This is a genomic window from Frankia sp. QA3 (genome assembly GCF_000262465.1).
GTDB lineage: Bacteria > Actinomycetota > Actinomycetes > Frankiales > Frankiaceae > Frankia.
The window spans coordinates 42,743-68,986 of sequence record NZ_CM001489.1 but is presented as its reverse complement, the minus strand read 5'-3'; the positions used below and the strand labels follow the sequence as shown (position 1 = coordinate 68,986).

The 26,244-nt window shown below is 71.0% G+C and carries 21 protein-coding genes and 1 riboswitch; of the genes, 6 read left to right on the top strand and 15 right to left on the bottom strand.

The features are described from left to right. The first annotated feature begins 1 nt into the window (after nt 1). A complete protein-coding gene (locus tag FRAQA3DRAFT_RS00270; RefSeq protein WP_009399121.1) occupies nt 2–2,293 on the top strand; it encodes a vitamin B12-dependent ribonucleotide reductase in 2,292 nt (763 codons plus the stop codon). Between the two features lie 72 nt (nt 2,294–2,365). Here the strand turns inward: FRAQA3DRAFT_RS00270 and FRAQA3DRAFT_RS00265 are convergent, their stop codons facing one another. After that, nucleotides 2,366–3,763, bottom strand: a complete 1,398-nt coding sequence (locus FRAQA3DRAFT_RS00265; protein ID WP_035920374.1) for a DUF222 domain-containing protein — start codon at nt 3,761–3,763, stop codon at nt 2,366–2,368. Between the two features lie 582 nt (nt 3,764–4,345). Here FRAQA3DRAFT_RS00265 and FRAQA3DRAFT_RS00260 point away from each other — a divergent pair. The 3 genes from FRAQA3DRAFT_RS00260 to FRAQA3DRAFT_RS00250 are packed head-to-tail and all read left to right on the top strand — an operon-like array spanning nt 4,346 to nt 6,826. Continuing rightward, nucleotides 4,346–5,155, top strand: a complete 810-nt coding sequence (locus tag FRAQA3DRAFT_RS00260; RefSeq protein WP_009399116.1) for a LamB/YcsF family protein — start codon at nt 4,346–4,348, stop codon at nt 5,153–5,155. 10 nt (nt 5,156–5,165) lie between these two features. Then, the gene (locus FRAQA3DRAFT_RS00255) at nt 5,166–5,924 is read left to right on the top strand and encodes an allophanate hydrolase subunit 1 (RefSeq protein ID WP_009399114.1); all 759 of its coding nucleotides are present in this window, start codon (nt 5,166–5,168) and stop codon (nt 5,922–5,924) included. Next, nucleotides 5,921–6,826: a biotin-dependent carboxyltransferase family protein gene (locus tag FRAQA3DRAFT_RS00250; RefSeq protein ID WP_009399112.1), complete on the top strand. Its 906-nt coding sequence runs from the start codon at nt 5,921–5,923 to the stop codon at nt 6,824–6,826. Before FRAQA3DRAFT_RS00255 ends, FRAQA3DRAFT_RS00250 begins: the two co-directional genes overlap by 4 nt. Before the next feature lie 167 nt (nt 6,827–6,993). Here FRAQA3DRAFT_RS00250 and FRAQA3DRAFT_RS00245 read toward each other — a convergent pair whose 3' ends face one another. The 5 genes from FRAQA3DRAFT_RS00245 to FRAQA3DRAFT_RS00225 all read right to left on the bottom strand — a co-directional run bounded on the left by FRAQA3DRAFT_RS00245 (nt 6,994) and on the right by FRAQA3DRAFT_RS00225 (nt 11,708). After that, nucleotides 6,994–7,626, bottom strand: a complete 633-nt coding sequence (locus tag FRAQA3DRAFT_RS00245) for a CoA pyrophosphatase (RefSeq protein WP_009399110.1) — start codon at nt 7,624–7,626, stop codon at nt 6,994–6,996. A 79-nt stretch (nt 7,627–7,705) separates the two neighbouring features. Next, entirely contained in the window at nt 7,706–8,416 is a 711-nt protein-coding gene (locus FRAQA3DRAFT_RS00240) for a hypothetical protein (RefSeq protein ID WP_009399107.1), read from the bottom strand. 119 nt (nt 8,417–8,535) lie between these two features. Further along, nucleotides 8,536–9,441, bottom strand: a complete 906-nt coding sequence (locus FRAQA3DRAFT_RS00235) for a polysaccharide deacetylase family protein (RefSeq protein ID WP_009399105.1) — start codon at nt 9,439–9,441, stop codon at nt 8,536–8,538. Between the two features lie 821 nt (nt 9,442–10,262). After that, a complete protein-coding gene (locus FRAQA3DRAFT_RS00230; protein ID WP_009399103.1) occupies nt 10,263–11,039 on the bottom strand; it encodes a ferredoxin reductase in 777 nt (258 codons plus the stop codon). Nucleotides 11,040–11,108: 69 nt separating this feature from the next. Then, nucleotides 11,109–11,708, bottom strand: coding sequence for a sulfite oxidase-like oxidoreductase (locus FRAQA3DRAFT_RS00225; protein ID WP_009399101.1), 600 nt, complete (start codon nt 11,706–11,708; stop codon nt 11,109–11,111). Nucleotides 11,709–11,964: 256 nt separating this feature from the next. Between FRAQA3DRAFT_RS00225 and FRAQA3DRAFT_RS00220 the strand changes: the two genes are divergently transcribed. After that, entirely contained in the window at nt 11,965–12,927 is a 963-nt protein-coding gene (locus FRAQA3DRAFT_RS00220; protein ID WP_009399097.1) for a FadR/GntR family transcriptional regulator, read from the top strand. Here FRAQA3DRAFT_RS00220 and FRAQA3DRAFT_RS36455 read toward each other — a convergent pair whose 3' ends face one another. Then, nucleotides 12,928–14,535 (bottom strand): bifunctional cobalt-precorrin-7 (C(5))-methyltransferase/cobalt-precorrin-6B (C(15))-methyltransferase, encoded by a 1,608-nt coding sequence (locus tag FRAQA3DRAFT_RS36455; protein ID WP_063820769.1) that lies wholly within the window; start codon nt 14,533–14,535, stop codon nt 12,928–12,930. It lies immediately after the preceding gene. 435 nt (nt 14,536–14,970) lie between these two features. On the opposite strand from FRAQA3DRAFT_RS36455, the gene FRAQA3DRAFT_RS00210 reads away from it, so the two are divergent. Continuing rightward, a complete protein-coding gene (locus FRAQA3DRAFT_RS00210; protein ID WP_009399093.1) occupies nt 14,971–16,512 on the top strand; it encodes an acyl-CoA synthetase in 1,542 nt (513 codons plus the stop codon). A gap of 296 nt (nt 16,513–16,808) precedes the next feature. Here FRAQA3DRAFT_RS00210 and FRAQA3DRAFT_RS00205 read toward each other — a convergent pair whose 3' ends face one another. The 8 genes from FRAQA3DRAFT_RS00205 to FRAQA3DRAFT_RS00175 form a co-directional block, all read right to left on the bottom strand. Further along, on the bottom strand, nt 16,809–18,842 hold the full coding sequence (locus tag FRAQA3DRAFT_RS00205) for an ABC transporter ATP-binding protein (RefSeq protein WP_009399091.1): 2,034 nt from the start codon (nt 18,840–18,842) through the stop codon (nt 16,809–16,811). Then, nucleotides 18,836–19,270, bottom strand: coding sequence for a lasso peptide biosynthesis B2 protein (locus tag FRAQA3DRAFT_RS00200; protein WP_009399090.1), 435 nt, complete (start codon nt 19,268–19,270; stop codon nt 18,836–18,838). Before FRAQA3DRAFT_RS00200 ends, FRAQA3DRAFT_RS00205 begins: the two co-directional genes overlap by 7 nt. Continuing rightward, nucleotides 19,267–19,599 (bottom strand): lasso peptide biosynthesis PqqD family chaperone, encoded by a 333-nt coding sequence (locus FRAQA3DRAFT_RS00195; protein ID WP_009399089.1) that lies wholly within the window; start codon nt 19,597–19,599, stop codon nt 19,267–19,269. The genes FRAQA3DRAFT_RS00200 and FRAQA3DRAFT_RS00195 overlap by 4 nt, the downstream gene beginning before the upstream one ends. A gap of 84 nt (nt 19,600–19,683) precedes the next feature. Then, the gene (locus FRAQA3DRAFT_RS00190) at nt 19,684–21,543 is read right to left on the bottom strand and encodes an asparagine synthase-related protein (RefSeq protein ID WP_009399087.1); all 1,860 of its coding nucleotides are present in this window, start codon (nt 21,541–21,543) and stop codon (nt 19,684–19,686) included. A 15-nt stretch (nt 21,544–21,558) separates the two neighbouring features. After that, nucleotides 21,559–21,681: a lasso RiPP family leader peptide-containing protein gene (locus FRAQA3DRAFT_RS34365; RefSeq protein ID WP_009399085.1), complete on the bottom strand. Its 123-nt coding sequence runs from the start codon at nt 21,679–21,681 to the stop codon at nt 21,559–21,561. A 186-nt stretch (nt 21,682–21,867) separates the two neighbouring features. Further along, on the bottom strand, nt 21,868–22,857 hold the full coding sequence (locus FRAQA3DRAFT_RS00185) for an AfsR/SARP family transcriptional regulator (RefSeq protein ID WP_009399083.1): 990 nt from the start codon (nt 22,855–22,857) through the stop codon (nt 21,868–21,870). 254 nt (nt 22,858–23,111) lie between these two features. Beyond that, entirely contained in the window at nt 23,112–23,873 is a 762-nt protein-coding gene (locus FRAQA3DRAFT_RS00180) for a peptidoglycan-binding protein (protein ID WP_009399081.1), read from the bottom strand. 467 nt (nt 23,874–24,340) lie between these two features. Continuing rightward, a riboswitch (cyclic di-AMP (ydaO/yuaA leader) is annotated at nt 24,341–24,530 on the bottom strand. A 508-nt stretch (nt 24,531–25,038) separates the two neighbouring features. Further along, a complete protein-coding gene (locus FRAQA3DRAFT_RS00175; RefSeq protein WP_009399079.1) occupies nt 25,039–25,692 on the bottom strand; it encodes an alpha/beta hydrolase in 654 nt (217 codons plus the stop codon). Between the last annotated feature and the right edge of the window lie 552 nt (nt 25,693–26,244).

Genomic DNA, 26,244 nt, shown 5'->3' with positions numbered 1-26,244 from the left:
CATGCTCGACACGCAGGCGGGACTCGACGCCGATCCCCAGTCCCGCCCGAACCTGGGCCTGGCCGCCGACGGGGGAATGCATCGGGGCACCGGGCCCGGGACGCCGCTCGAGGGAGGATCGGAGGCGGCACGCGGGTTGCGCATCCACCGCATCCACACGAAGCCGGGCATCCATCCCTTCGACGAGGTCCGATGGGACCGACGGGACGTCGTCACGACCAACTGGCGGGATGGTTCAGCAAACTTCCGGCAACGCGGAGTCGAGTTTCCCTCGTTCTGGTCGTCCACCGCGGCGACCATCGTGGCCAGCAGGTACTTCCATGGCGCACCGGCCAGCATGGAACGGGAGTGGTCCCTGCGGCAGCTCATCGAGCGGGTGGTGCGTCCGTATGTTCGGGCCGGCCGTGAGCACGGGTACTTCGCGTCCGACGACGATGCGGAGATCTTCGAGCACGAGCTGATCTGGCTGCTGCTCCACCAGGCGTTCAGCTTCAACAGCCCGGTGTGGTTCAACGTAGGCACCGACCTGCCTCAACAGGTCGCCTCGTGCTTCATCCTCGCCACCGACGACAGTCTTGACTCCGTCCTTGACTGGTATCGGGACGAGGCGTTGCTCTTTCGGGGCGGCGCCGGCTCGGGGGTGAACCTCTCGCAGCTTCGATCGACGGCGGAGCTACTACCCTCGGGGCGGCCCGCGCCAGGTCCGGTGAGCTTCATGCGCGGAGCGGATGCATCGGCGGGAAGCATCCGCGCGGGCGGAGCCCCTCGGCCCGCCGCAAAGATCGTGATCCTCGATGTCGATCATCCCGACATCGGTGACTTCATCGAGTGCAAGGCACGCGAAGAGCGAAAGATCCGCGCCCTTCGGGACGCCGGCTTCGACATGGACGTCGGCGGCCGCGACATCGATTCGGTCCAGTTCCAGAACGCCAACAACGCGGTGCGGGTCAGCGATGCCTTCATGCGCGCCGTTGCGGCGGATCAACCCATCGAACTGCGAGCCCGAGGTGACGGGCAGACGGTAAGAACGGTCTCCGCTCGCACGATCTTCCGCATGATTGCGCAGGCCGCCTGGGAATGCTCCGATCCGGGACTACACTTCGACGACACGATCAACAGCTGGCATACCTGCCCCGAAAGTGGCCGGATCAGTGCCAGCAACTCCTGCAGCGAATACATGCACCTGGACAATTCCTCGTGCACTCTAGGATCCTTGAACCTCCTGCGGTTCCTCAACAAGGATCGTCGCTTCGACGCGACGAGTTTTGCTGCCGCGGTCGAGCTGGTGGTCCTCGCCATGGACATCTCGCTGTGCTTCGCCGAGGTGCCGTCCGCGCAAATCAGCAGCGTCACCCGTTCTTTTCGTCAGCTCGGTGTGGGCTACGCCAACCTCGGTGCGCTGCTCATGGCCACCGGGCATGCCTACGACAGCGAGGAGGGCCGGGCCACCGCGGCTGCCATCACCTCGCTGATGTCCGCAACGGCCTACCGTCGCTCGGCGGAGATCGCCTCGGTGCTCGGCCCCTACGCCGGTTTCACCACGAACGCCGCCGCCCACCGCCGGGTCGTGGCCCGCCATGCCGCCGCACACGCCGCGATCCGTCAGCCGAAGGCGATCCGCCAGTCGATGGAGGTGAGCATCCACGACCAGGTCCTCGTCCGCGCTGAGCAGGAGTGGGAACGGGCTATGCATCTTGGTGAGCGGTACGGCTGGCGCAACGCTCACCTGACCTTGATCGCGCCCACCGGGACAACGGGCCTTGCCATGGACTGCGCCACGATGGGCATCGAGCCTGATCTCGCTCTCGTCAAAGTCAGAAAGAGCGCGACAGGCTCGGCGATGCGTCTCGTGAATACGACTGTGCCGACGGCACTACATGCCCTCGGGTATCCGCGGGCTGCGGTGGCACGCATTGTGAGTTTCATTGCGGCGCACGGTCACGCCGTGGACGCCCCCGGGCTACACCCCGAGCATCAGCCGGTCTTCAACTGCGCCATCGGACCACATGCCATCGATCCGATGGGCCACGTCCGAATGATGGCCGCCGTACAACCGTTCCTGTCCGGCGCGATCTCGAAGACGGTCAATCTTCCGGCGTCGGCAACGGTCGACGATGTCGCTGCACTCTTATACGCCGGATGGCGTAAAGGACTAAAGGCACTGGCCGTCTACCGGGATTCGGCCAAGGTCGGTCAGCCCATCTCGGGTGTGACGCTTCCGGGCGGCCTCGCCGGTCCGTCAGACGCGTACCTGGGTCCACGATCGGCCGGGGCATCCGCGCAGGCAAAGTGAGCAGCGGCTCAGGACGAGCTCGGCCAGCCGATCGCCGGGACCCGCGACGCTCGCGGCGCCGCCCTCACGGCATCAGGCCCGCAGAAGATGCCCGTCGCACCAGCGGGCCGAGCGGTCGCATCCCGGGGAGACACAATGCCGGTCGCCTGCGCTCGCGGCCTGGCGCAGGTGCCGATGAGCATCCTGGCGCCAACGTCCAAGATCAGTGTGGATGGCGGTCAGATGCGGCCAGACGTGCCCGCTTCGAGACCTCAGGGCCAGCTTGGGCGACAGAACGGGTATCGAGCGTCCACCCGTTCCAGAGTCCGGTGGCGGGCTCCCGGCCGGCCCCAGAACAGCCCACGGAACGTCGTCGGCCAGGTCGGTGGCCACCCCACCGGTCACCGTCCACATCGCGGCCACCTGCGCACGCCGGACAATCTCGGTCAGGGCATCGACCCGTCGGAGCGCAGCAAGGCGGTCGTCCGTCCCGGTGTCCGCTCCGGTGAGCTGCGCCAACGCCGAACGCAGCGTGGCAGCGGCCTCGGCGTCAAGCTCTCCGTCGAGCCGGGTCATCCCCTCAGGCAAATCGGTCAGCCACAGACCCCGTCGGGTACGCGCGTGGTCCCGTGAGTCGGGTGTCGTGATGCCGCCGGCACGCCGATCCTGGTCGGTGCCATAGGCCGGCGGGTCACTGCCGTTGCGCAGGCTGCCGGGGGACGCGCCCATGTTCTGGGCCGGGCCTTTCTCAGCGTCGCCACCGGCACGGTCGTACGCGTTGCCAGCGTCATCGTGGCTCCCGGCGGTCGGAGCAGGGTCCGAAGCACCTGGGACAGCCTCGTCAGAGCCGTCGCCGGCCGCGCAATCGGGAGGATCGACGTCGGGAGCGTCCGCGTCGGGAGGGTCCGCGTCGGGAGGATCGGCGTCGGGAGGATCGGCGTCGTCCGATCCGGCGGTGAGCTGAGAGATCCGCTTATGGATGCGCTGACCGATTCTGGTCAGCTCGGCCGGATCGAAGGTCGCCGCGCATTCGACCAGGCATTCCTCCGCGGCCGCGATGACGTCCGCGGACGTCATCGCCGGCATCGAGCGCATCGCCTTGCAGATCACCAGCGCCTGATCGACAGTGATCCTGCCCTCGGCCAGCGCGGCGCCCGTCGCCGTCAACGGGCCGTCCAAGGCGGCCGCGAGATCGAGTAGGCGGCGCGCGTCGACCGGTCGGACCCGCAATCGCTCCCGCAGCCATGCCTGTGTGCTCTCCGCTCCTGCCCGCAAAGCCATGCCGCGTCCATGCACCTCGCGGACGAGCTGGAGTCGCGCCGCGGCCAGCCGGGAGAGCGCGGCGGCGCTGTCGTCCACGGCAAGCGCCAATTCCGCATCGGACAACGGCCACATCGGCGCGTTCAGAACCCCGTCGATAGAAGTGCGAACAGCAGCCAGCCCGACGATACATCCAGGCGGCGAAACAAAGGAATCGGTGATCACGGTCATGCGGACGACTGTAGTTCGCCGCCGCCCTCCTGTCCATTTCGTATCAGTAATTTGGCGTCTTGGTAGCCATTTCTTCAAGCACCGACACACAGAGCGTGATGGCCCTGACCGCGTCACGATCAACTCGAATCCGACCGCCACGCGAAGCGGTGAACGAGGTAAGGTCATCCCAATGCCGGATCCGCGACAGGGAGAGGAGATCAGCATTTCAAAGACACCCCGATGGTCACTCCACGGCAAGCATTTTGCGCGGCCACGCAAGATTTCCGCAACTTTTTCATCCAACAGGAGGAGGTATTCCCCGACCACCACGAGAATCAACGGCGAGCTAATACCGCCGACCCTTTTTCCACCCCGCGCCCGGCCGGGCAGCAGGCTGTCGTCCCCTGCCTTCGCCGGCCCTTCCGGCGCCGAGGACGCGCCTACGGAGGCCGAACCTTCATCCAGGACCGGTGATCGGGGCGGGGCAGCCGGCCGGCATGGTGAACAATCGAGGGCATGGCCGACGCGCGAGCTGCCCATCAACTCGGGGAAGGTCCACAGGACCGTGCGGCCGTCGTCGCCGACGTCCCGGACCCCGCGGTGTCGGCCGCCGAGCGGCCGTCCGGCAGGCAGTCGGCCGCTGGCTCCGGGGGGCATCCCCTGGACCTCAACGCCGACCTTGGTGAAGGCTTCGGCGTCTGGCGCCTCACCGAGGACGAGGCGCTACTCGGCCTGGTGACGAGCGCCAACGTGGCCTGCGGCTTTCACGCCGGGGACCCGGCGACCATGCGACGGACCTGCTATGATGCCGTCCGCCTCGGGGTACGCATCGGTGCTCAGGTCAGCTATCGGGACCTCGTGGGATTCGGTCGCCGACGCATCGATATGGATCCGGATGACCTGCGTGACGATGTCACCTACCAGCTCGGCGCGCTCGACGCCTTCGCCCGCGCCGCGGGCGATCGGGTGCGCTATGTCAAACCGCACGGGGCGCTCTACAACACGATCGTCGCCGACGAGGAACAGGCACAGGCGGTGGTCGACGCGGTCCGCGACTACGACGCGACACTGCCGGTTCTCGGCCTGCCGGGCTCGGTCTGGCTGCGGCAGGCCGCCGCCGCCGGCCTCACGACGGTCGGTGAGGCGTTCGCGGATCGCGCCTACACGCAGGCGGGCACGCTCGTGCCTCGACGCAGCCCTGGTGCCGTGCTGGACGATCCGGACGCCGTGGTCGCCCGAGGCGTACGGATGGCCACCGAGGGAATCGTGCTCAGCGAGCAGGGCACGCCGGTGCGGATACTCGCCCGGTCCCTGTGCGTCCACGGCGACACTCCCGGAGCCGTCGAGGTGGTCAGGCAGCTGCGCCACGCGCTGCATACCGCCGGAGTCGCGCTGTCGCCGTTCTGCTGAAAGGACCGTGATGCGCATCCTGCCCTGCGGGGACGAAGCACTGCTCGTCGAGGTAGCGAACCTGCAGGAAGTCGAAGATCTTTATGTGCGGCTACGACGGGACACTCCGCCCGGCGTCACCGACCTGGTACCCGCAGCGCGCACCGTCCTCGTCGCGTTCGATCCGACAACCACCGGTCCCGCCCGACTCCGGGCCCAGCTGCACGAGGTGTCACCAGGACCGGCCGGTCGGGGGTCGCGCCCCACCGGCGCCCCTGCACCCGGGACACCCGGCCGGGACACGCCGGCTTCCCCACCCGCGGCAGTGACGGGTGGGGACGGCTCCCGTGCCGCCGCCGACGCGATCGTGACCGCTGCGGAGGATGCACCATCGACCGTGATCATTCCCGTGCGTTACGACGGGCCCGACCTGGTCGACCTTGCACGACTCACCGGGCTGACACCGGCACAGATCATCCGACGGCACATGCGTGGCCCACATCGGGTCGCGTTCTGCGGCTTCGCCCCGGGTTTCGCCTACATTGCCGGTCTGGATGCGGGCCTGCGGGTTCCCCGCAGAGACAGCCCCCGCACGCGGGTGCCGGCGGGCGCCGTCGCGATCGCCGACGAGTTCACCGGCGTGTATCCCCGCGCCTCGCCCGGTGGGTGGCATCTGATTGGCCGGACTGACCTGACCGTCTTCGACCTCACGCGAGATCCGCCCGCCCTGCTCGCCCCGGGCACCCCGGTGCGCTTTGTCGCGGTTGGCGCTGCGTCGGTGCGGACGTGACGGGAGCGAGCCAGCGCTCCGCCGAGATCGCGATCGTAGCCCCCGGGCCGTTCGCCACGGTGCAGGATCTTGGCCGACCCGGACTCGCACACCTGGGGATCACCCGGTCCGGAGCCGCCGACCGCCACAGCCTGCTCCTGGCAAACCGGCTGGTGGGCAACCTAACGGGCGCGGCGGCGATCGAAGTCACCTACGGAGGCCTGATCGTCCGCTTTACCCACCCCGGAATGATCGCCGTCACCGGCGCGCCCTGTCCGCTCGAGCTCTCGGGGCGTGAGATCGGGATGTACGCGCCGGTCGACGTGCAGGCGGGCGCGCTGCTTCGGGTCGGTGCTCCCGCCCGGGGCGTACGCACGTATCTGGGAATCCGCGGCGGGGTGGACGTACCGGCCGTACTCGGCTCCAGGTCCCGAGACACCCTTGCCGGCATCGGGCCCGAACCGCTGGTGGCAGGTACGCGCCTTCCGCTCGGTGGGGAGATGTCCGATCCGCCGACGGTCGATCTCGCGCCGCATGCTCGTTATGTCGACGAGCCGGAGCTGCGGGTGCTGGCCGGTCCACGTACAGACTGGTTCACCGCGGACGCCCTGCGGACACTGTGGGCGAAGGCCTACGAGGTCACGACGGACAGCGATCGCGTCGGTGTTCGGCTGCGCGGTCCCGCGATGCGTCGGCGGACCACCGCCGAGCTGCCCTCCGAGGCGGTCGTCGCCGGCGGCATCCAGATTCCACCGAGCGGCCAGCCCGTAATCTTTCTTGCCGATCACCCGGTCACCGGCGGCTATCCCGTACTGGGTGTCGTCGCGACCGAGGACCTTCCGCTAGCCGCACAATGCCGGCCCGGTCAGCTCCTTCGATTCCGCCCAGCCCGCAGGCTCGTGAACGGCTTGCCCACCCGCTGACTTCTCGGACCAGGACTTGCCTGGGTGAGCCGACCGCCCGCGTGGCGACAGTGACTGCGAGCTCCCCCGCCGGCGGGGATGGCCGGCGATGCCGCGCGGGTAGGAGCGGGGATCCAGGTCTCATTTCGGCCGATCATCCGGATGGACTCGGACTGTCACGGGGCGAGTCAGCGCCAGGCGAAGACGGGCTGTTCGAATCCGGCGACCCGGGTGTGCCGGTCGCGCAGCACGAGCTCGGCGAACTGGTAGAGAATCGCGCCCGTCGGGGCGTGAATGAGGCTGCCGAGCAGCGGAAGCTGGATGACGGGCCGGTCCGATTCGGGAATCGTGAGGAAGCGCGGCTGCACGTCCAGCTCGTCGAGCGGCACCACGTGGACGGAGGCGACCTCTCGAGCCTCCGGGCTGGTGATCTGCAGTCTCGAGCCCGCCCACAGCACCACCGGGGTCATCACGAAACCGGAGCGGGTTCCGTAGTCGTCAAGGGTGCCGAGAACGTCCTCGGGCGGTAGCTCGACACCGACCTCTTCGGCCAGCTCGCGGCGTGCGGTGGTCGCAGCATCCTCGCCGTCCTCGGCCCGACCGCCGGGAAGTGCCCACTGCCCCGCGTGGGTGCGCATGCGGGCGGCCCGGCGGGTGAGCAGGAAGCTGGGCCGGCCCTGCACGTCCTCGCCGAGCGTCACCGCGACCGCGGCGAGGCGGCGTCCCTCTGCAGGCAGTCGCTGTCGCGGGAATCCGGCTACCGCCGACGCCACCCTGGCCCGCAGGTCGGCTATGTGGTTATGCGTCACCTTGACATGCATACCAGTATGCGTGCCGACGTGGCGTCGACATGTCACGATCCCGCGGCGGCGCTTCAGTGCCGCCGCGGGATCGTTCCGCTCAGCGATCGGTGTGGCGTCGATGGCGTCCGAGGTCACCCGTACGTTCGCCCGCGGGGAGGGCCGATCCCGCCGAGTCGACCTCGGCCGGCGTTTCCGTCCCGGATGCGGGCGCCGAGGGACGGTCACTCGGGTACACGTGCGGCTCGGACACCGGCGGCGGCAGCGTCTCCCCGCGGCCGCCACGCAAGCGCAGTGCCTTGCGCTCCCGGTGCCGGCGGGCCGCGGCGACATCACGAACTCCGCGGACACTCAACCTGCCCAAGGCCGTCGAGCCCAGGAAAAGGATCACGGCGCCCAGGCCGTAGAAGAAGCTGATCCACTCAAGAGCCTGCCGCGCGGATCCACCGAGGGGTGCCCCGATCGACCCGAGCTGCCATGGTCCGGCAAGGGTCGGACCGATGATGAACCAGGCCCCGGCGGCGATCGCCAGCCAGGCGCCGAGTACAGCGGTTCCCCTGTTGGTGCTCGCCAGCAGTAGCAAACCCCCGATGAATGCCGCGATGCCCGGCAGTACCTCCAGCCAGAACCGTGCGGAGCTCCAGGCCCAGGCATCCTGAGTGAATGCAAAATCGAAGTACGGGCCGACGAAGGGGATAAGTGCGCCCCATACGCCCAGGAGCATCAGCAGCAGGCCGCTGACAGCGCCACGGCTGCGGGGGATGTGCCAGGTGCCCAGCCCGCGGGCGTCGGCGTTGACGACGTCAGCCATCAGTTGCTCCCTCCCCTTGGCCTACAGGAGGGAGCGTGCCCCGCAGGATGTCAACGAACCACCTGGTCCGAGCTCCGCAGAACGTTGGTGGGCCAAACGGCCGACGGCCGACGTCGCGGTCAGAGCGGAACGAAGGAGAGCCCCCGCGCCCGCAGCCTCGGCAGTACGCGCTGCAGGGCCGCCACGGTCTGCGCGCGGTTTCCGCCGCCGTCGTGGCAGAGCAGGATGTCGCCGGGACGGGCGGCCCCCAGGGACCGTCGGATGGATGCGGTTCCCGGACGCGCCCAGTCGCGAGGGTCCACATCCCAGCCCAGGGACGTCATGCCCAGGCCGGCCGCAGTCTCAAGGACGGCGGAGGACCAGTCACCACCCGGCGCACGGAACAACCGAGGTGGCCCAGCGCCCGCGTCGACGATCGCCGACTGGGCGCGGGTCATCTCGCCACGGATCTGCTCCGGTGTGCGACGACCAAACGGCTGCGGATGGGTCATCGTGTGGTTACACAGCGAATGGCCTTCTGCGACGATGCGACGCACCAACCCCGGGTTCGCCACCGCCTGCACGCCCACCAGCGAGAACGTGGCGGATACCTGGTTGACGCGAAGTATGTCGAGTATCCGGGGAGTCCACACCGGATGCGGACCATCGTCGATCGTCAACGCGACGGCGTCGGCCGGCGCGTCCGGCCGTAGATCGTGGATCCGGTAGGCGGGTTGCGCGGGAGTCGACACCGCCGCGATGGGGGGCGTGCCGCCTCCGGCTTGTCCCGCCGAGCCGTGGACGGTGCCGGACCGGCCATCGGCCGGCCGGGTTGCGGAGCCGGCAGCCCCCCGGCCGGTACGGGACTCCCCGCTCGCACGCGCCGGATCGACCGCGGTGAGCAGGATGAGGCCCGCCGCGCTCGAAGCCGACCAGGCGAACAGCCCTCGACGGGAGACCTGCGGCTCCGGGTGGTCGGCGCCGGTCCGGACACCCGCCGCGAGCTCGCCACCGGACGACCTACGACCCCGGTCACCACTACTCATCCGGTGTCTCCACACCGCACCTGGCATCGCTGCTCATGTCACCGCTCCCCCGCTCTGACCTGGTGGGCCACGAATCCGCCCGGCGGAGGCCCTTCCCCGAGCCGGAGTGGCCAACGCCGCCAACCGGCCGACCCCGATGAGGACAGCGCGGATGCCGGTAGACCATACGACGGAAATACGTACCGAAAGCAAGACTGACCCCACAATCAGGTAGATCTCTTAATGGATTCACGGGAACTAACGCCTAGCGTCATGAATATGCATCTCTCGGTGCACGTGCGCGCGGACGCCGGCAGCTGTAGGCACCGCCCTGTGGCCGGGCGCACCGAGGAACACTGATCTTTGTCTCGCCGACCATCCAGCGGGCGCAGCCCGCCGGTGCCGACCAGCTCGAGCACGGCGGCAAGATCCTTGCCGGCAGGGAATGCACACCCCACCGCCACCACCGGCCGCCACGGCGAGGCGAGGCGAGGGTACCGGCGGCGAATTGCGTCGGCTCCCCCGGCACGGCACCGACGCTCCAGGCGGTGCCCCGGTCGACGAGGAGATCGACCGCGCAGCCGCCGACCGGATAGAGGACCGAGCTCGGCAAGTACCTTCTCGGTGCCGATCATGTCCACTGATGCGTGGGCGGGAGCCGGCGCATCCCACCGGGTGCCCCGGCAGCGCGGACTGCCACCATGACGAAACCCGCCGGCATGTTCCGACAGCACTGGCGGGACAGGTCATTTACCCGGTTCCGGTCCCGGCGGCGTTGCAGGTACTGGCGGCGTCGCGTGGCCAGGCCCACCCGGCTCCAGCAGGCTTCGGGTCGTTCGGCCTCAGCGTCCGCTCGGGCCGAAGCGTTCGGTCCTGACCCGGGCCGGATCATGGCCGAGCGCGACAAGCATGTCCGCGACGGACTCGACAAAGCTGTTCGGCCCGCAGACGTAGCACGTCGGCGCGAACTCGGCGGGCCACGCGACCGTGGACAGCTCGGCGAGACCGAGACGACGCGGCGGGACCGGCCAGTCCGGCGGCGTCGCTCTGGTGTAGATCCGCGTGACGTCAAGGCCCGCATCGGCGCGGGAGCGGTGCCGCAGCTCCTCGGAGTAGTAGGTGTCGCCTGGCGTGCGCACCGAGTACGCCAGGCGGAACGGCGCCCGGCTTGCCGCGGCGACCCGGGCCCGCACCATGGCCATCAGCGGCACGATGCCCGAGCCGCCGGCGACCAGGAGCACCGGTTCTCGGTCCTGCGGGCGCCATACGAACCACCCACCGATCGGGCCGCGGATCTCCACCGGGTCGCCGACGGCGAAGACCTGCGTCAGGTATGGCGAGACCTCGCCATCCGCGACCCGCTGCACCGTGAGGACGACGCGCGCCCCGTCGGTGGGGGCCGCGAGCGAGTAGCTACGGCGCGCGGTGTAGCCGTCCTCGGCGGTGAGACGCACATCGACCCGCTGACCGGCGAGATGCCCCGGCCACTGCGGCACATCGAGCACGAGAGTCCGCGCGCTCGGCGTCTCATCGCGAACCTCGGCCAGGCGGGCGACGCGCCAGGGTATCCGTGCAGCCGCCGTCCGCCGAGCCGCCGGCTCCCGCGGCGGCCCCGTCACGTCCCACCCCTCTTTCTGCCGCGCGCCCCCAGCCGACCGGCGGTGGGACGAGCGATCCCGCGAAATCCGTCAGTCGCCGCGGTACCGCTGCTCGAGCCAGGGATCACCGCGCTCGTGATACCCGGCGGCCTCCCAGAAGCCCGGCTCGTCCTCGGACAGGAGACGGATGCCACGCACCCACTTGGCGGACTTCCAGAAATACAGGTGGGGCACGAGCAGTCGGGCCGGGCCGCCGTGCTCGGGGTCCAGCTCGTTTCCGTCAAAACGGTGGACGACCCAGGCGCGCCCGTCCAGCAGGTCATCGAGCGGCAGATTGGTGGTGTAGCCACCGTAGGAGTAGGCGACGGCGAAGTCCGCCGAGGTCTCGACATCGGCGAGCAACACGTCCAGCGAGACGCCCTGCCACACCGTGTCCAGCTTGGACCACTGGGTGACACAATGGATGTCGACGGTCGGTGTCTCGCCCGGCAGGGCGAGGAACTCCTGCCAGGTCCAGCGATACCGGCGTCCAACCTCATTGGTGATCACGAACTCCCACTGGTCGCGCGTCACCCGTGGAGTCGGCCCCGCAGAGAGGACCGGGAACCCCTTTTCCAGGTACTGACCCGGCGGAAGGTGGGGACGAGCCGACCGCCGGCGGCCGTGAAAGCCCGGCGAGACGATGCCCATGGACCACACCTACCACAGCCGAGCTCACCATGCTGCTCGGTGTATTCGGTGCCGCGCGAGAGGGATATCACTCCGAGCTCCGAGCGACCATCTCCCGACCAGAGCCGGACGCCCCTTCCGGCAACCACAACGGCGGCGGCGGTCTCCTGGCAATCCGGGCGAAAGGCGTCTGTTAACATAAACAGCCCGCACAGTCCACCGATACCCGACGATCATCGATCGGCGATCGACGCGCGCCTTTGCAGGAGGACCGCTCATGGCCCGGCCAGCCGCCCCGGCGGCATCCCGCCCAGGCACATCGCAGGCACCATCCGCACCGGTCGGCGGCCGGGTGTCGGCCGAGCCACCGGGGTCCCGCCCCGCCGCCGACGATCGGATCTCCCGGGTGCCACCTCCCACCGGTTCGCTCCCGGTAAGCGCGGCACCGGTGGGCCGCCGGGTCCGCGTCCCCAAGACCGCGGAGCTCGTCGCCAGCCAACTGCGGCGGAGGATCATCCGCGGTGAGCTCACCGAGGGTGACGCCCTTCCTCCGGAACCGACCCTGATGACGCAGTTCGGCGTCTCCCGGCCCACCCTGCGCGAGGCCTTTCGCGTCCTCGAGGCGGAGGCGCTGATCTCGGTGCGCCGCGGGGCCCACGGCGGGGCACGGGTCCACACCCCGAGTCCAGCGGTCGCCGCCCGCTACGCCGGCCTCGTCCTCGAACATCGCGGTGCCACCCTGGGCGACGTCCATCAGGCCAGTGCCGTCATCGAGCCACCGTGCGCGGCGCTGCTCGCCGAACGGCGCAACCCCGCAGACGTGTCGGTCCTGCGCGGCATCCTCGCCGAGGCCGACGAGGTCACCGACGACCCCGCGGCACTCGCGGCGGCGCAGGCTGCCTTCCACCTGGCCGTGGTCGAGCTCACCGGCAACAAGTCCCTGTCGGTGGTCACGGGAATGCTGCAACATCTCGTCGAGCTGACCAACGCCCACCACGGGCACGCCACCGTAGGCGCGAGCCCCGAAGGACTGCCCGCGCCGGCGGCGGCCGTCGGCCGGGCGACGGACGATCGGTTGAGCGCCGGTGCCACCCGCCAGATCCACGCCACGCTTGTCGACCTCGTCGAGATCGGCGATACGGCGGGCGCCGACCGCCACTGGCGCCACCACCTGGCCGCGCCCGACCACGCGATCCCCGGAGGTCCGGCCGACCGCTGCGTCCTGGACCTGCTTGGCTGATCAGCGGTCACCGTCGGCGGCGTGGTCACCCGGCCACACCGTCCACTGGGTCACCGGCATCGCCGTGCGCCACCCGGTGAAGCCACCGACCGGTGACGCCCGGCTGACCGACAGACGGATCAGGTCCCCACCCCACCGCGCGTACCAGGCCGCCAGAACTCCCTCCGACTCGAGAGTCACTGCGTTGACGACGAGCCGGCCGCGCCCCCTCAACGCCGCCCAGCAGGATTCGAGCAACCCGACGGTCGTGACACCGCCACCGACGAAGACCGCGTCGGGTGCTGGCAGCCCCGCGAGGGCCTGCGGGGCACGCCCCTCGACGACCCGCAGCGCGGGTACCCCCAGCGCCGTGGCGTTGCGCCGGATCCGCTCTGCTCGATCGGCCCGGGGCTCGATGGCGATCGCCCGACAGGTGGCATGGGCGCGCATCCACTCGATGGCGATGCTGCCGGAGCCCGCCCCCACGTCCCACAGCAGCTCGCCGGGTACGGGGCCGAGCCTGGCCAGGGTGACCGCCCGGATCTCGCGCTTGGTGATCTGGCCATCGTGCTCGAAGGCGTCCTCGGGCAACCCGGGTGTACGCGGCCGGTGAGCGGCGCCCGGCGCGGGCCGCGGCTCGACGGCAACCACGTTGAGGTCGGCCGGTGGGCGCAGCGCCGGCACCATCCGGTCGCTGCTCGGCCCCACGGTGCTGCCCACCGGACTGCCCTGGCCGGACCCTGTAGGCGCGACGAGATCGTCCGCGGTCCCGCTCTCCCACCCGAGCACGCCGGCGTCGGTGCCGTCCGGTGGCCCACTGACCAGTCCGTCTCCCGCCTTGGAGCCTCCCGCCTTGAAGCCTCCCGGCGTGCTGCCGCCCGGTTCAGGCTCCGTGGCGGAGCCGTGCGGGAATTGGGAAGACGCGGCGGCCCGCCAGATGGCGGCCGCGGCCGCCCACTCGCGGGCGGTCGCCTGCTGCTGTGCCTCGTCGGCCGCACCAAGCCGCTCCAGCACCGTCATCGGACTCCCGCCGTAGCCGCGGTCGACCAGTAGATCGGCAAGCGCGATGGGCGTGGCCCTGTCGGCGCTCAGAACCAGCAGCCGGCGATTCGGCGCGAGCGCGGCGTGCACCTGGGCCAACGAGAGGCCCACCGCGCTCACGACGTCGACCCCGTCCACGGCCCACCCCAGTCGGGCGCAGGCCAGGGACGCCGACGAGGGATGGGACAGCACCCGTACCCGATCCGCCCCGAGCAGGCGAACGAGCGTGGTACCGATTCCGTGGAACATCGGGTCGCCACTGGCGAGAACACAGACGTCACTCACAGGACTCGAGCGCCGCGGAGCCAGATGTCGATGATCTCCACCGGACGCCGCGCACGTGTCGGCATCGGCACCGCCTGACCCGGCCACCGGTACGCCATGCTCCGCCAGCAGGCCGGCGAGGGCTGGCAGCAGCGGCGACGGCCAGGTCACCCGGCGCGCGTTGATCCGGTGCCCGCCGGTCCGTTCCGGGATGAGATCGAGCTGTCGCTGCGCCCCGAAGAGCACGCCGGCCGCGCGGACGGCGTCGCGCGCCGCCGGGGACAGGCCGGCCCAGCCATCCGCACCGACACCGACGACGGTCACCCGCGGTGTCGCACGCGTGTCCGCCGTTTCCGGGGCGGACGAAGGCTCCGACACCGGCACCGACGCTGGCTCTGGCGGTGACGCTGGCTCTGGCGGTGACGCTGGCTCTGGCGGTGACGCTGGCTCTGGCGGTGACGCTGGCTCTGGCGGTGACGCTGGCTCTGGCGGTGACGCTGGCTCTGGCACAGCGCGCCAGCGTAGTCCCGCACCGGACCTCAGGCCCAGGTGTCGGCCAGCCCACGAACACAGGTGCGGGCTCCGGATCAGGACCGGCTGCGGCTCGGCCCCGCAGGTCTGACGAACCGTGGGCTCCGCAACCATGGCAGCCCGTACCGTCGTGGAGTGGCACGCCGCCGTGGTATGCGGGCGTGACGACGTCCGCGGCTCCCGTAAGACGCAGACGGCGATTCCCGATGCGACGAGAGGATCCTGGACGTGACGCTGCTGTTCCCACCTCTGGACGTCGATCACGATGCTCCCGCCGTACAGGTCGGCGACGTGGTTCTCTCCCGGGCCGAGCTGCTGGGGGCCGCAGCGACCGTTGCCGGTCGCGTCGCGGGGGCCGGGACGGTCGCGGTGCACGCCGAGGCCTCGATGGCCACTGTCGTCTCCATCGTCGGATGCCTGCTCGCCGGGGTGCCGGCGGTCCCGGTGCCACCGGATTCCGGACCGCGGGAACGCGGTCACATTCTGCGGGATTCGCGCGCCGAGCTGCTGCTCGGCAGCCCGGACTGGGATGATCTTCCGATCCCGGCGGTGTCTGTCGATCCCACCCGCACGGCGTCGTCAGTGGGGACGGCGGGCGGGCAGCGACGCCCGGCCCCGGTGGTGTCCCGTACCTCGGCGGCGGGAACGGCGGTCACGGGCAGCGCCTCCGTGAGCACAGCGGGCGTGGACGGATCATTCGGAGCCACGGCCACCCCACCAGCACTCATCCTGTACACCTCCGGCACGACCGGAGCGCCCAAAGGCGTCATGGTGCCGGCCGCAGCAATCGCCGCCGACCTCGACGCCCTCGCCGACGCCTGGGCCTGGACCCCGGACGACACCCTTGTGCATGGGCTGCCGCTGTTCCACGTGCATGGCCTCGTCCTGGGTGTCCTCGGCGCGCTGCGGGTCGGCAGCCGACTGATCCACACCGTCCGGCCGACACCGACGGCGTACGCGGCGGCCGGTGGCAGCCTGTACTTCGGCGTGCCGACGGTCTGGTCCCGGGTCTGCGACGACACGGTCAGCGCGCGGGCCCTGGCCACGGCCCGGCTGCTCGTCTCCGGAAGCGCATCTCTGCCGGCGCCGATCCTTGACCGGCTCGCCACGCTTACCGGCTCGGCGCCCATCGAGCGGTACGGGATGACCGAAACTCTGATCACGACGAGCGGCCGCGCCGACGGCGAGCGTCGCGCCGGCTGGGTCGGCCCGCCGCTGAGGGGCGTACGCACCAGGCTGGTCGACGACGAGACCGGCGCCCCGCTGCCGGCCGACGGGCAGAGCATCGGCGAGTTGCAGGTCCAGGGGCCAACCCTGTTCGGAGGCTACCTGGGCCGCCCGGAGGTCACCACCGCCTCCTTCACGGCCGACGGCTGGTTCCGTACCGGTGACGCCGCGGTGATAGCCCCAGATGGGCATCACCGGATCGTCGGACGGCGGTCGACCGATCTGATCAAGTCCGGCGGATACCGGATAGGTGCGGGCGAGGTGGAGGCCGCGCTGCTGGCACATCCGGAGGTACGGGAGGCTGCCGTCGTCGGCCTTCCCGACGACGACCTTGGCCAACGGATCGCCGCCTTCGTCGTCGCCCCCGAAATGACCGGTGGCGGGAAGAGCAGCAGGTCGGCCGCCGACGACCTCACCGACTTCGTGGCCCGGGAGCTGTCCGTCCACAAACGACCACGGGAGATCCACTTCGTCGCCGAGCTACCCCGCAATCCCATGGGCAAGGTCCGCAAGTCCGCCCTGGCTCCCTCGGCGAGGCAGTAGTACCCATGATCGGTCACGGCGGCAGTCATGGATCTTGAGATCCGGACGCTGTTATCGTGGTCGTCGCGATGACTAGCATCGGCGCGAGCTCGATCGACACGCGCCCGGCAGGCGGGCCCGCGGAACCGGGCACGGGACCCGAGGCGACAGGCACGGCACCCGAGGCGAATCGAACGGCGCCGCGATCCCGCGGACCGGCGCCGCCGCCTCGTCCACCGGACGGACAGCGGCACCCGGGCCCTGACCGAGGCGGAGCGACGCATGGACGGGGTCGAGGAGGCGGGTACTCGGTTCGCTCACCCCACTGCAGTGCGACGCCCTGCGCGTCCTGCTCGACGGTGCCCTGGCGGGCTGAGGGGTCCCACCGAGCCGTCGCCGGCCGCCGGCGGTGGTCCGAACGGACCCGCCGGGGAGCACTCTTCCCGGCCAGTCCGCTCCCCCGCCGGTCCCTCGGGCCGTGACGGCGGGGCGGTGGCGAGCCCCCGATAGAACGCACTGGTCGCCATCAGCTCGTCGTGGGATCCCTCTGCGATCACGCGTCCCTCGTCCAGCACGATGATGCGGTCGGCCGCCCGGACCGTGGAGATCCGGTGGGCGATGACGAGCAGGGCACGCTCGGCCGCGATCCGACGCATCGCCAGGGTGAGCGCACGCTCGTTGACTGCGTCGAGCTGGGAGGTCGGTTCGTCCAGCAGCAGCACGGCGGGGCTCGGCAGCAGCGCGCGGGCGATCGCCACCCGCTGTCGCTCTCCACCGGAGAGCATTACGCCGTGATCGCCGACCGGGGTGTGCAGCCCGTCCGGCAGTCGGTCGACGAGATCCCGCAGCCCCGCCGTCGCCACCACCTGCGCGATCTCGTCCTCGCCTGCGTCCGGCATCGCATAGACGATGTTGTCCCGCAGGGTGCCGTGCAGCACCGGTGTGTTCTGTTCAACCAAGTTCACCCACGTCCGGGCGCTACTGCGGGGGATGGAACGGACGTCGCGGCCGGCGAAGAGGATCAGACCCTCGTCCGGCTCGTAGAACCGCTCGATGAGTTCGAGAACGGTCGACTTGCCGGCCCCCGAGGCTCCGACCAGCGCGACGTGGCCCTGCCGCGGCACGCGGAACGACACTCCACGCAGCACTGGCGTCGTGGTGTATGCAAATCGCACGTCCCGCAGCTCGATCGCCGCGAGGCGGTCGCCGTCACCTGTCATCCCCGGCGCTCCGGCCACTGCGAGCCGTTCCTCTCCGACCGCCCATTTCGGTGGGGGCCCGGACGGAATCTGCACGTGCCCCGGCGCCGCTCGCGCGAGCAGGCGGACGGGAGGCGGTGTTAGCCCGACGGGCCATGCGACCGCCATCGTGCGCAGCGGGCCGGGCAGCACGGTGTCGTCGTTCTCCCGCGGCAGGGCGAACACGGCGTTCACCCGCGCGAGCGCGCCAAGACCGCGCTGGATGGTCGCCGCGGACTCGATGAGCTGGGACAACGGCATGACCAGGTAGGTCGCATAGAGCAGGAAGGCGACGAGGCTGCCGAGCGAGACCGAACCCCGTGCCACCAGCACGCCACCTGCCAGCAGGACGACCAGGACGCTGCCCTGCACGGCCAGCTGCATGGCGGGCGCGATGATCGAGTCCAGCTTCGCCATCCGGATACCCGCCTGGTAGGCGGCGGCGGCATGATCGCCGATGCGCTCGGCCTCTCGGAGCTCGGCCCGGTTCGCCCGCACGGTACGGATCGCGACCAAGGCCCGTTCCAGGTCGGCGGTCATGCCCCCGACGCTGGCCTGCCCGCGCTCGGACACTGAGCGGATCCGGGACAGCGCACCGAGGACAACCACCCCAGCCACCGCGACGACCACGAGGACGAGCAGGAACAGCCATGGGTTGAGCCAGACCATCAGGGCGACGGCGCCGACCACCCCGATGAGGCTGGTGACCAGCGAGGTGAAGCTGTAGGCCACTGCTTCCCGCACCACGGTGGTGTCGGTGTTCGCCCGCGAGATGAGATCCCCGATCCGACGGGTGTCGAAGATCTGCACCCGCAGCTGAAGCAGATGGCCGATCAGCCGCCGGCGCAGGCTCAGCAGGATCCCCTGACCGGCTCGTTCCAGCAGGTAGTGGCCGGTGGTGTCGATGACCGCCTGGCAGACGAACAGGCCCAGAAGCGCCCCGACCAGCCACAGCGGGATGCCACCCGCCTGCGCGGTGTCGATCACCCTCATCACGAGCAGCGGTTGGAGCACCCCGACGCCGGTACCGATCACGGTCAGCACCGTGGCGATCATCACGGGCCGTCCATGCCCACGTAGCAACGCCCAGAGCTCGGCCAGGCCCTTCACCATGGCGCGCTCCCCGGTCCGACGGCGAGCAGCGCCCGCAGATACCCGGGCGGCATGGGCTCACCGACAATCGCGCCCTCCGCCTCGACCCACGCGTGCGCGGCGAACGGCGCGACGGTTCGCACCCCGACGCACCAGGTCGGCACGCTGCCCGTCATCCGGCACAGCAGGGTGGTGGCGATCGAGCGGGGCACGCAGCCCCGCGCCCCCCGGCAGGTGAGACTCACGGCCATCACCGCCTGGCGGGCGGCGAGTGCGGTGGCGTAGTCCGCCGGCTGAGCGCCGGCGCCCAGCCGGGCCAACACCCGACGGATGCGCGCCGGCGACTGGGTCGCGAGCAGCCGCGCGGCCCCGACCGCAGCCATCGCTCCCAGCCGACGACTGGGCCGCAACACCACCTCCGGCCGTTCGAGCACCGTCGGCGCGGTCACCGCCGCGCCTCCGGCTCGCCCACGTTGTTGTCGGGGCACCCGGCCTCGACCTCGGGCGACCAGCGGGCCTCGGACTCCGGCTCGATCAGGCCGACATCGGCAAGCTGGGCGAGCAGACCCTCGACGTCGCGGCGCGCGGCCTGCGGATCGACCTCTGCGGTCGCGCACAACTCCCGCACGGCGGCGGCGGTGTCACCCCCGTCCAGCATGACGCGAAGCACCAGATCACCCGACCGGTTGAGCGTCCAGTACCGCCCGTCGTCGGTGTGCAACAGCACGGCGCCGTACTCGGTCGGCGCCCGCACCACGTCGGATCGCAACATCACCATGATCACTCCTGCTGGTCGGTCGTCGGCAGATCTCCCCGGCCGGGCGTACCGGTGCCACGGGCGCCGCTCCCAACCCGCCGGCGCTCACCCGCGGCGGCCGGCGAGGGTACGCAGCCACGCGTCGGCCGCGAAAGTCGGTTGGAGCGCCTCGGCCCGGCGGTTCGAAGCGGCCCCTCGCCGGCACGCCTCCCGCAGCACGCCCGGCTCGATGAGCCCGAGCTCGGCCAACGGTGAGTCGTCGCACAGCCTGACCAGGACGCCACGATTCGCGCGCAGCCCCCGGTCCTGCTCGGCGCAGGCGTCCGTCCTGCTCTCCCGGCGCAGGCAGTCCGCGGGCACCACCTGCCGCATCGCCTCCTTGAGCAGCGGCCTGTACTCCCACGGAGAGGTGCGCTCCTCCGGCCGCACGGCGAGCGCAGCACGGACGACCCGGTCGTCGAGGAACGGCGCGCTCAGGGGCGGGCCGATCGGGCCGGCGAGCTGGTCGGACAGCCGGAAGACGGACGCGGCGGCACGGATCGCGAACAGGTCGGCGTGTCCGTCCCGCGTCGGTGCCAGGGGACCGGCTCGGCGGGCCGCATCGATGAAGGCCTCGGCGATCAGCCCCAGGGCGGCGCGGGTCAGCCAGCTCGGGACGACGGGCGGCAGCGTCCAATCCAGGGCCGTCACGTAGGGCAGGCCACGACAGGGGGAAATCCCCCCATGCCGGGCCTCGAGGGCGCGGGCCATGTCGCCGAGGCAGTCAGAGTAGTCCCGACGGCGCATCATCCGCAGGCTCGCGCCCCACGGCCAGCCCTCCTGGGCGCGGTAGCCACGCAGATGCCGCAGCGCGGTCCAGGGCCGTCGGCGAGCCAACCGAGGCAGGTAGTTCGGCGTTCCCCCGGCGATCTCGTCGCCGCCGAGCCCGGTCAGGTGCAGGCGAGGGCCGTAGAGGGCGACGCGGTCCAGCCCCGCGCGCAGCTTCGCCCGGTCGACCACGCCGACGAAGGGATGGTCGAGCGGCTCACCGGCGGAGGCGATGCCGTCGAAGGCAAGTGGAAGCTCGCTTGCGGGCAGGATCTCCCGGGCGACGCCGGGCAGCGAGGCGGCCGCCCGGGCTGCCCAGCGCGGATCGTCGTCACCGGGGTCCTGGGCGATGCCGGTGACGGCGACGATGTCGGCGGCACCACGGGCCGCCAGGCAGCACACGGAGGTCGAGTCCAGCCCGCCGGACAGGTCCGCGCTGACGGTGCGCCCGGCGGCCACCCGCACGGCCACCGCCTCGGCGAGGGCCGCACGCAGGATCGGCGCGCCCTCGGCGCGCGAGCGCACCGACGCCGGCTGCCGCCACCAGCGCATCCGCTCGACCCGCCCGTCACGATCGAGGAACAGATAATGATCGGGTGGCACGGCCTCGACCGACTCCCAGGGGACGAGGTCATCGAGCGGGTACGGCGGGGACGGGTCAAGCAGGGACAATGCAAGCACCGTGCGGTTCAGCCCGCCGCCGGTCAACTCGGCAAGGACGTCGGCACGGTCCGCGGCGATGTGCTGCCCGCCCGAAACCGCGGTGAAGATCCGCCGCGTGCCGGTCGGACTGCCCTGGATCCGGCGCTGTCCGTTGATCTCGGCGATGACGTGATAATCGCCGGCGATGGCGCGCGCGACGTCGAGGGAGTGCACGTCCCGCGCCGCCAGGAGCAGGCGCAGGAGCTGGCTGGGATTCGTCGCGGCGCAGCCGACGAGCGCTATCCGGGCTCGGCTGGTCGCTACGCTGACCAGGGCGTCATCCGGCCAGTCGCCGACGATCCACGGCCGCCCCGAGGCATGTCGCAACACCCGCCGGACCCCGGCGGGCAGCGTCACCGGACCCCGGTCCGCCAAGGCGACGAACCAGCAGCTCGGCCGGGACGACGCGGGCCGGACGGCGCAGCCCGGCTGCCGGACCGTGATGGGCGTTGTCACCGCGACCTCAGGCGCTCAGAAGAAGAACCCGCCGGCGGCGAATCCGCCACCGCCGTGTCCCCGGCCCCAGCGGCCCCGGGTGACCTCCGCACATCGACCGGCCGCCGCCAGGCGCGGAGGTTCATAGGTCGCCGTCATGCGTGCCCTCCCTGTTCGCGTTCTTCCGCCTGGCGGGCAGAAGGCAAAGCCCACCGCAGGTCGCCAGCCACCGAAAGCTCTCCCGCCCCCTGCGCGACCAGGCCGGTCCGACCGCCTATGCGAACGCCACGGCAGATCTGCGGACCGGACGATCGAGCCCGCCCGGTAGGGATTCCCGCGGAAGGTTCATTGCCGGTTCAGCGGCGCCGGCGTGCCTGCCGGCCCCCGGGAGGAACGTGACCAGCCAGGCTCCGGGTCCAGGACCTGCTGATGCACGCGGCGCAGCTCGGCACCGGGCTCGATCCCGAGCTCCGTCACCAGCCGTTGGTAGAGGACGCGGTACTCGCGCAGCGCCTCGGCCCGGCGACCGCTGCGCTCCAGGGCGACGAGCAGTTGCGCCCAGAGACGCTCCCGGGTCGGGTACTCCACGGTGAGCGCGCGCAGCGCCGGCAGCACCTGGTCGTGCTCGCCCAGGGCGAGGCGGGCGTCGATCAACGCCTCCCGGGCCGCCCACCGGGCCTCCTCGAGGCGGAGGCTCTCAGCACCACCGACCTCGGCCGGCAGCTCGTCGAATGCGCTTCCCCGCCACCAGCCGAGCGCCTGCTCGAACAGCTCGGCGGCTTGGGCCGGTGCCCCGGCTCGCGCGGCGACCCGGCCGCGTTCGACTGCCTGCTCGAAGCGGATGACGTCGATCTCGTCGGGCGCGACGACCAGCCGGTACTCCCCCGGGCGGCTCTCGATGCGACCTGGGCCGGCCGGACGGCGAAGAACCGCGGCCCGCGGGCCCACCGCCCTGATCGACGCCGGCACCGCCGAATCTCCAGGCGACGTGGGCAGCGTATGCCGCAGCTCGGACAGGTAGGTCTTGATGTTGCCGAAGGCGGACCGGGGTGGTTCGTCCTGCCAGAGCGCCAGAAGCATCTCCTCCACCGAGGTCCACCGCCCCGCGTGCAGGAGCAGGGTGAGCAGTAGCGCCCGCTTCTTGCGCTGGTCGATGCGGACGCGCTCCCCCGGCCCGCGCCAGACCTCCAGCGGGCCCAGCACGGCAAACACCACACCCGACCCGGGCCCGCTCGCCGCGGCGCCGGTCCGCCGGGAGCCGTGAACTGGTTCGCCGGGAGTCCGGGCACCGGGACGGGCGATCGGGCCCGAAACGGATCCGAGCTCGTCGACCATGATGATCCTCGTCGGTCGGAGATCCTCGCTGATCGGACCCCGTTCCACCTCCACCCGGGGACCGATGGCCCCGCCTGGGCCGGTGCAGGAAATACCCCGCTCGACCGGCGGTAGTCCTCTCCTCCCGCCGCTATGCGACGGCGCCCCCGGCCTTGGGAGGCGCTTCGTGAGGATGCGCCGGCGCCGACAGACGACGACGGCGCCGCCGGGTGGGCTGGGAACACCACCCGGCGGCGCCGTGCCGATCGAGATCGTCAGATGCCGAGGCTGGCCCGCGTCCGGGGTCCGACGACGCCGTCCACCAGCAGGCCGTGCTTGAGCTGGTAGTCCTTGACCATGTGGTTCGTCTGGTAGCCGAACTGGCCGTCGACGAGGATCGGGTAACCGAGGTCGGCCAGCTTCTGCTGAATCTGCCGGACGTCCTGGCGGTAGCCCCGACCGCTGGCAAGCGACGGATACCCCGTCGAGACCGCCGCAGCGGGCGCCGCGGGCGCGGTGTAGGAGGCCGCGGGCGCGGTGTAGGAGACGGTGCGGACGCTGACGCCACCGGAGACGGCGGCCGCGGCGGCCTGGCCGCGGCCCAGGAACCGGTTGTGCATGCCGCGGGTGTACGCGCTCCAGGCCGTGATGCCCTGGGAGTCGCAGATCCGCTTCGCCGCCCAGGCGTTGGTGGCGGGGTCGTACAGGTTGCGGTTACCCACCCAGCCGGCGTGCGCACGCATGTTGACCTGCCAGAGTCCGCGCGAGTCCTCACCGACCGTGGCGTGGGCGAAGGTGTTGCCGCCGGACTCGGCAAGAGCGACCGCGACCCAGGTGGACAGCGGTATGCCACGGCAGCCGGCGAGGCCCGCGTTCGCCGCCGCGCTGGCGATCGTGACGTCCGAGACGGTGCCGGTGGCGGCACCCGCCGGGCTCGCGGTGGCGATCATGCTGGCTCCGGCACCGATCACGCCGGCGGCGGCGATGACGGCGCCGCGGTGCCGGGTGGAATGCTTCCGATGCTTTCCCTTAGCCATTCTTTGACATCTCATTTCGGTGTCGTCGAACACAGGTTTGGAATCGGTGATGACTACCGCTCAATGGAGGGGAGCGGTTCTCTCTCACCAGATATGGGCAGCACGGACTATCTGGTTTCGAAACACCACTCTGCCGGCCCGCGAAAACGATCGGCCGAGAAGATCTCCGAGATTGGTGAGAGTTCCGGCCCGATCAGCGAGGCGACCGCATCACGCCGGGCCGCCCGCTGCGGGCGGGCCGGGGAGCGCGGTCGACCGCCGACGGCGACCCGTGCGGTCCGTCAGCTGGGCCGGTGATGTCGTACACGCACATGGCCGGCCGGCAAACGCCGGCCGCTGGCACGTTCTCGCGGCTGCGTCAGGGCGAGAACGGCGCCCGTCGTGGCGAGGGCGCATCGCAGAAAGTGCAGGTCGGCAGGGCGGTCATCGAGACCGCGGCCGAGCGTTCCCGATACACAGGCAACGTCGAGTCCTTCCCGTACGCCTGCGAGGTTAGCTGTCGGGTTCGGGCCGGGAAGCCCGGTCGTCTCCGTGGAGACGACTTAACCCCGAGGGCGGCCGTGACGGGGCCGCCCGGAGGAACCTGGTTCCCCCGCTTCTGCCCAAGCTGTCTTGGAGGGACCCCGGACCGTGGGCAGAACTCGGCGTCGGCCCGGAGCGACTAGTGCCCGGCAACCGTAGCGAACTACGTACCGTAGTGACAAGTACTAGTTCTGCCCGGATTCCGGCACATGCCCGTCACGTTACGTGCATAGCGCTGTGACGCCGCAACTCTCAGACATCGACCGAACCTTCGGGCATTGAGGACGATCACCCGTTGTTGGCGGAGTGCCCCGATTTGTTGCCCCTAGCCGAGCCAGGACGCAGCCGGTGGCAGTCGGCGGTGGAGGCCGAGAGCGCAGACAGGACCACGAAAAGCATCATCGCCGCTACGGAGAGCGCATCACGGCGCCAGAGCTGGGACCGATGCCGATGCCGGACCGATCGCGCCGGCTTCTGGGCCCACGGCGGCAGCGGGGCAGCGACGGCGGGGAGGCGGATGCCAAGGTCCGGTCGGGCGCGGCAGGGGCGACGGCTGGGGGGTGACGACGGCGGGAGGCGGGGCGGCGGGGAACGGCGTGCCCCCTGCGAGCACTGGGGCGGCAGATGTGGGCGCGCGGCCCGGTCAGGCTGGCGAGGCCGACCGTCGAGAGGAGGCCAGCCGCGGCATCCGTAGGTTCTCCAGGAAGAGTAGGACGTGCGCCCCGGCGGCGCGTCGGCCCGGGCCGGACAGCACGCCCCGGCCGCCAGGCAGGGTCGCGAGCCTCGCTCGCCGGGCGGTCCGCGTTGCCATGCGAACAAGCGGAAACGGGGTCACCCGATCGTCCTCGCCGTGCAGCAGCAGGATGGGCAGGTCCGGAAGCGATCGCGGGATCGGCTGGCCGGGGGGCTCCCCGGCGACCGCACGGTGCAGCAGCGGCAGGTCCACCAGGATGAGCGCGTCCGGGCGGACGGCGGGCGACGCGGCACCGACCAGCGCGCGCAGGGCGCCGCTGTCCGAACCGAGCAGAACGAACGGCAGCCCCGGTTCGCGCGCCTCGCCAAGGGCCAGGACAGTGTCCCTCCCATGATCGAGAAACATCACCTGATAGCCGTCAAGCGCCAGCCGGAAGGCCAGGTTCTCAAAAATCTCGGCAGATTCCCCGCGGCCGGGAAGGAGGACCACGTTCGCCCCCGCGCGCCGGGTGGGATCGCCGCTCGGCCAGTAGCGGGAACCAGGACCGCCGACGTAGCCGCGTGGACGCAGATGAGAGGGGGGCGAGGAGAGGGGAATTGACACGGCATGCTCCGATCAAAGCCGTCCGGACGCGGATGGCGGCGCGCTCCAGCACGGAAAAAGGCGCGTGTGGGGCCGCGGGAAACCCGATCGGCGCAGCCTGGCTGAACGGCGATGGGCGAAAGCGGCGGAGCACATGCGAGGCGCCGGGGAACGGTGGCGGCGCGCCGACAAGGGAGGACTAGCGAGGTACCCGGACCGGACAGACCGCGGAAGCGACACGCAGGAAGTCGATGTGGCCACGGATGACCAGAACGGTCCGTCGCCGCGCCGGATGAGGCATGGTCGCATTCTGTCGGCGCCCCGAACGAATGTCAACACAATTAACGCTGGTTACCCGAATGTTTCCGCCGGGTGCCGGCGAGGCCCAGCACATCCGCCCCGGCACCGGACGGCGGGGCGATACCCGAAGGTGCTCGCGGCGGCCCAGGCGGAGGGGCCGGTCCGGCGCGGCACCCGCACAGGTGCCGCGGGGACCCCGAACGAGACCGCCGGGTCGCCGGAGTCCGCCACGTTGCGTACTCGGGACGGACTCCGACACCCAAGACGCAGGGG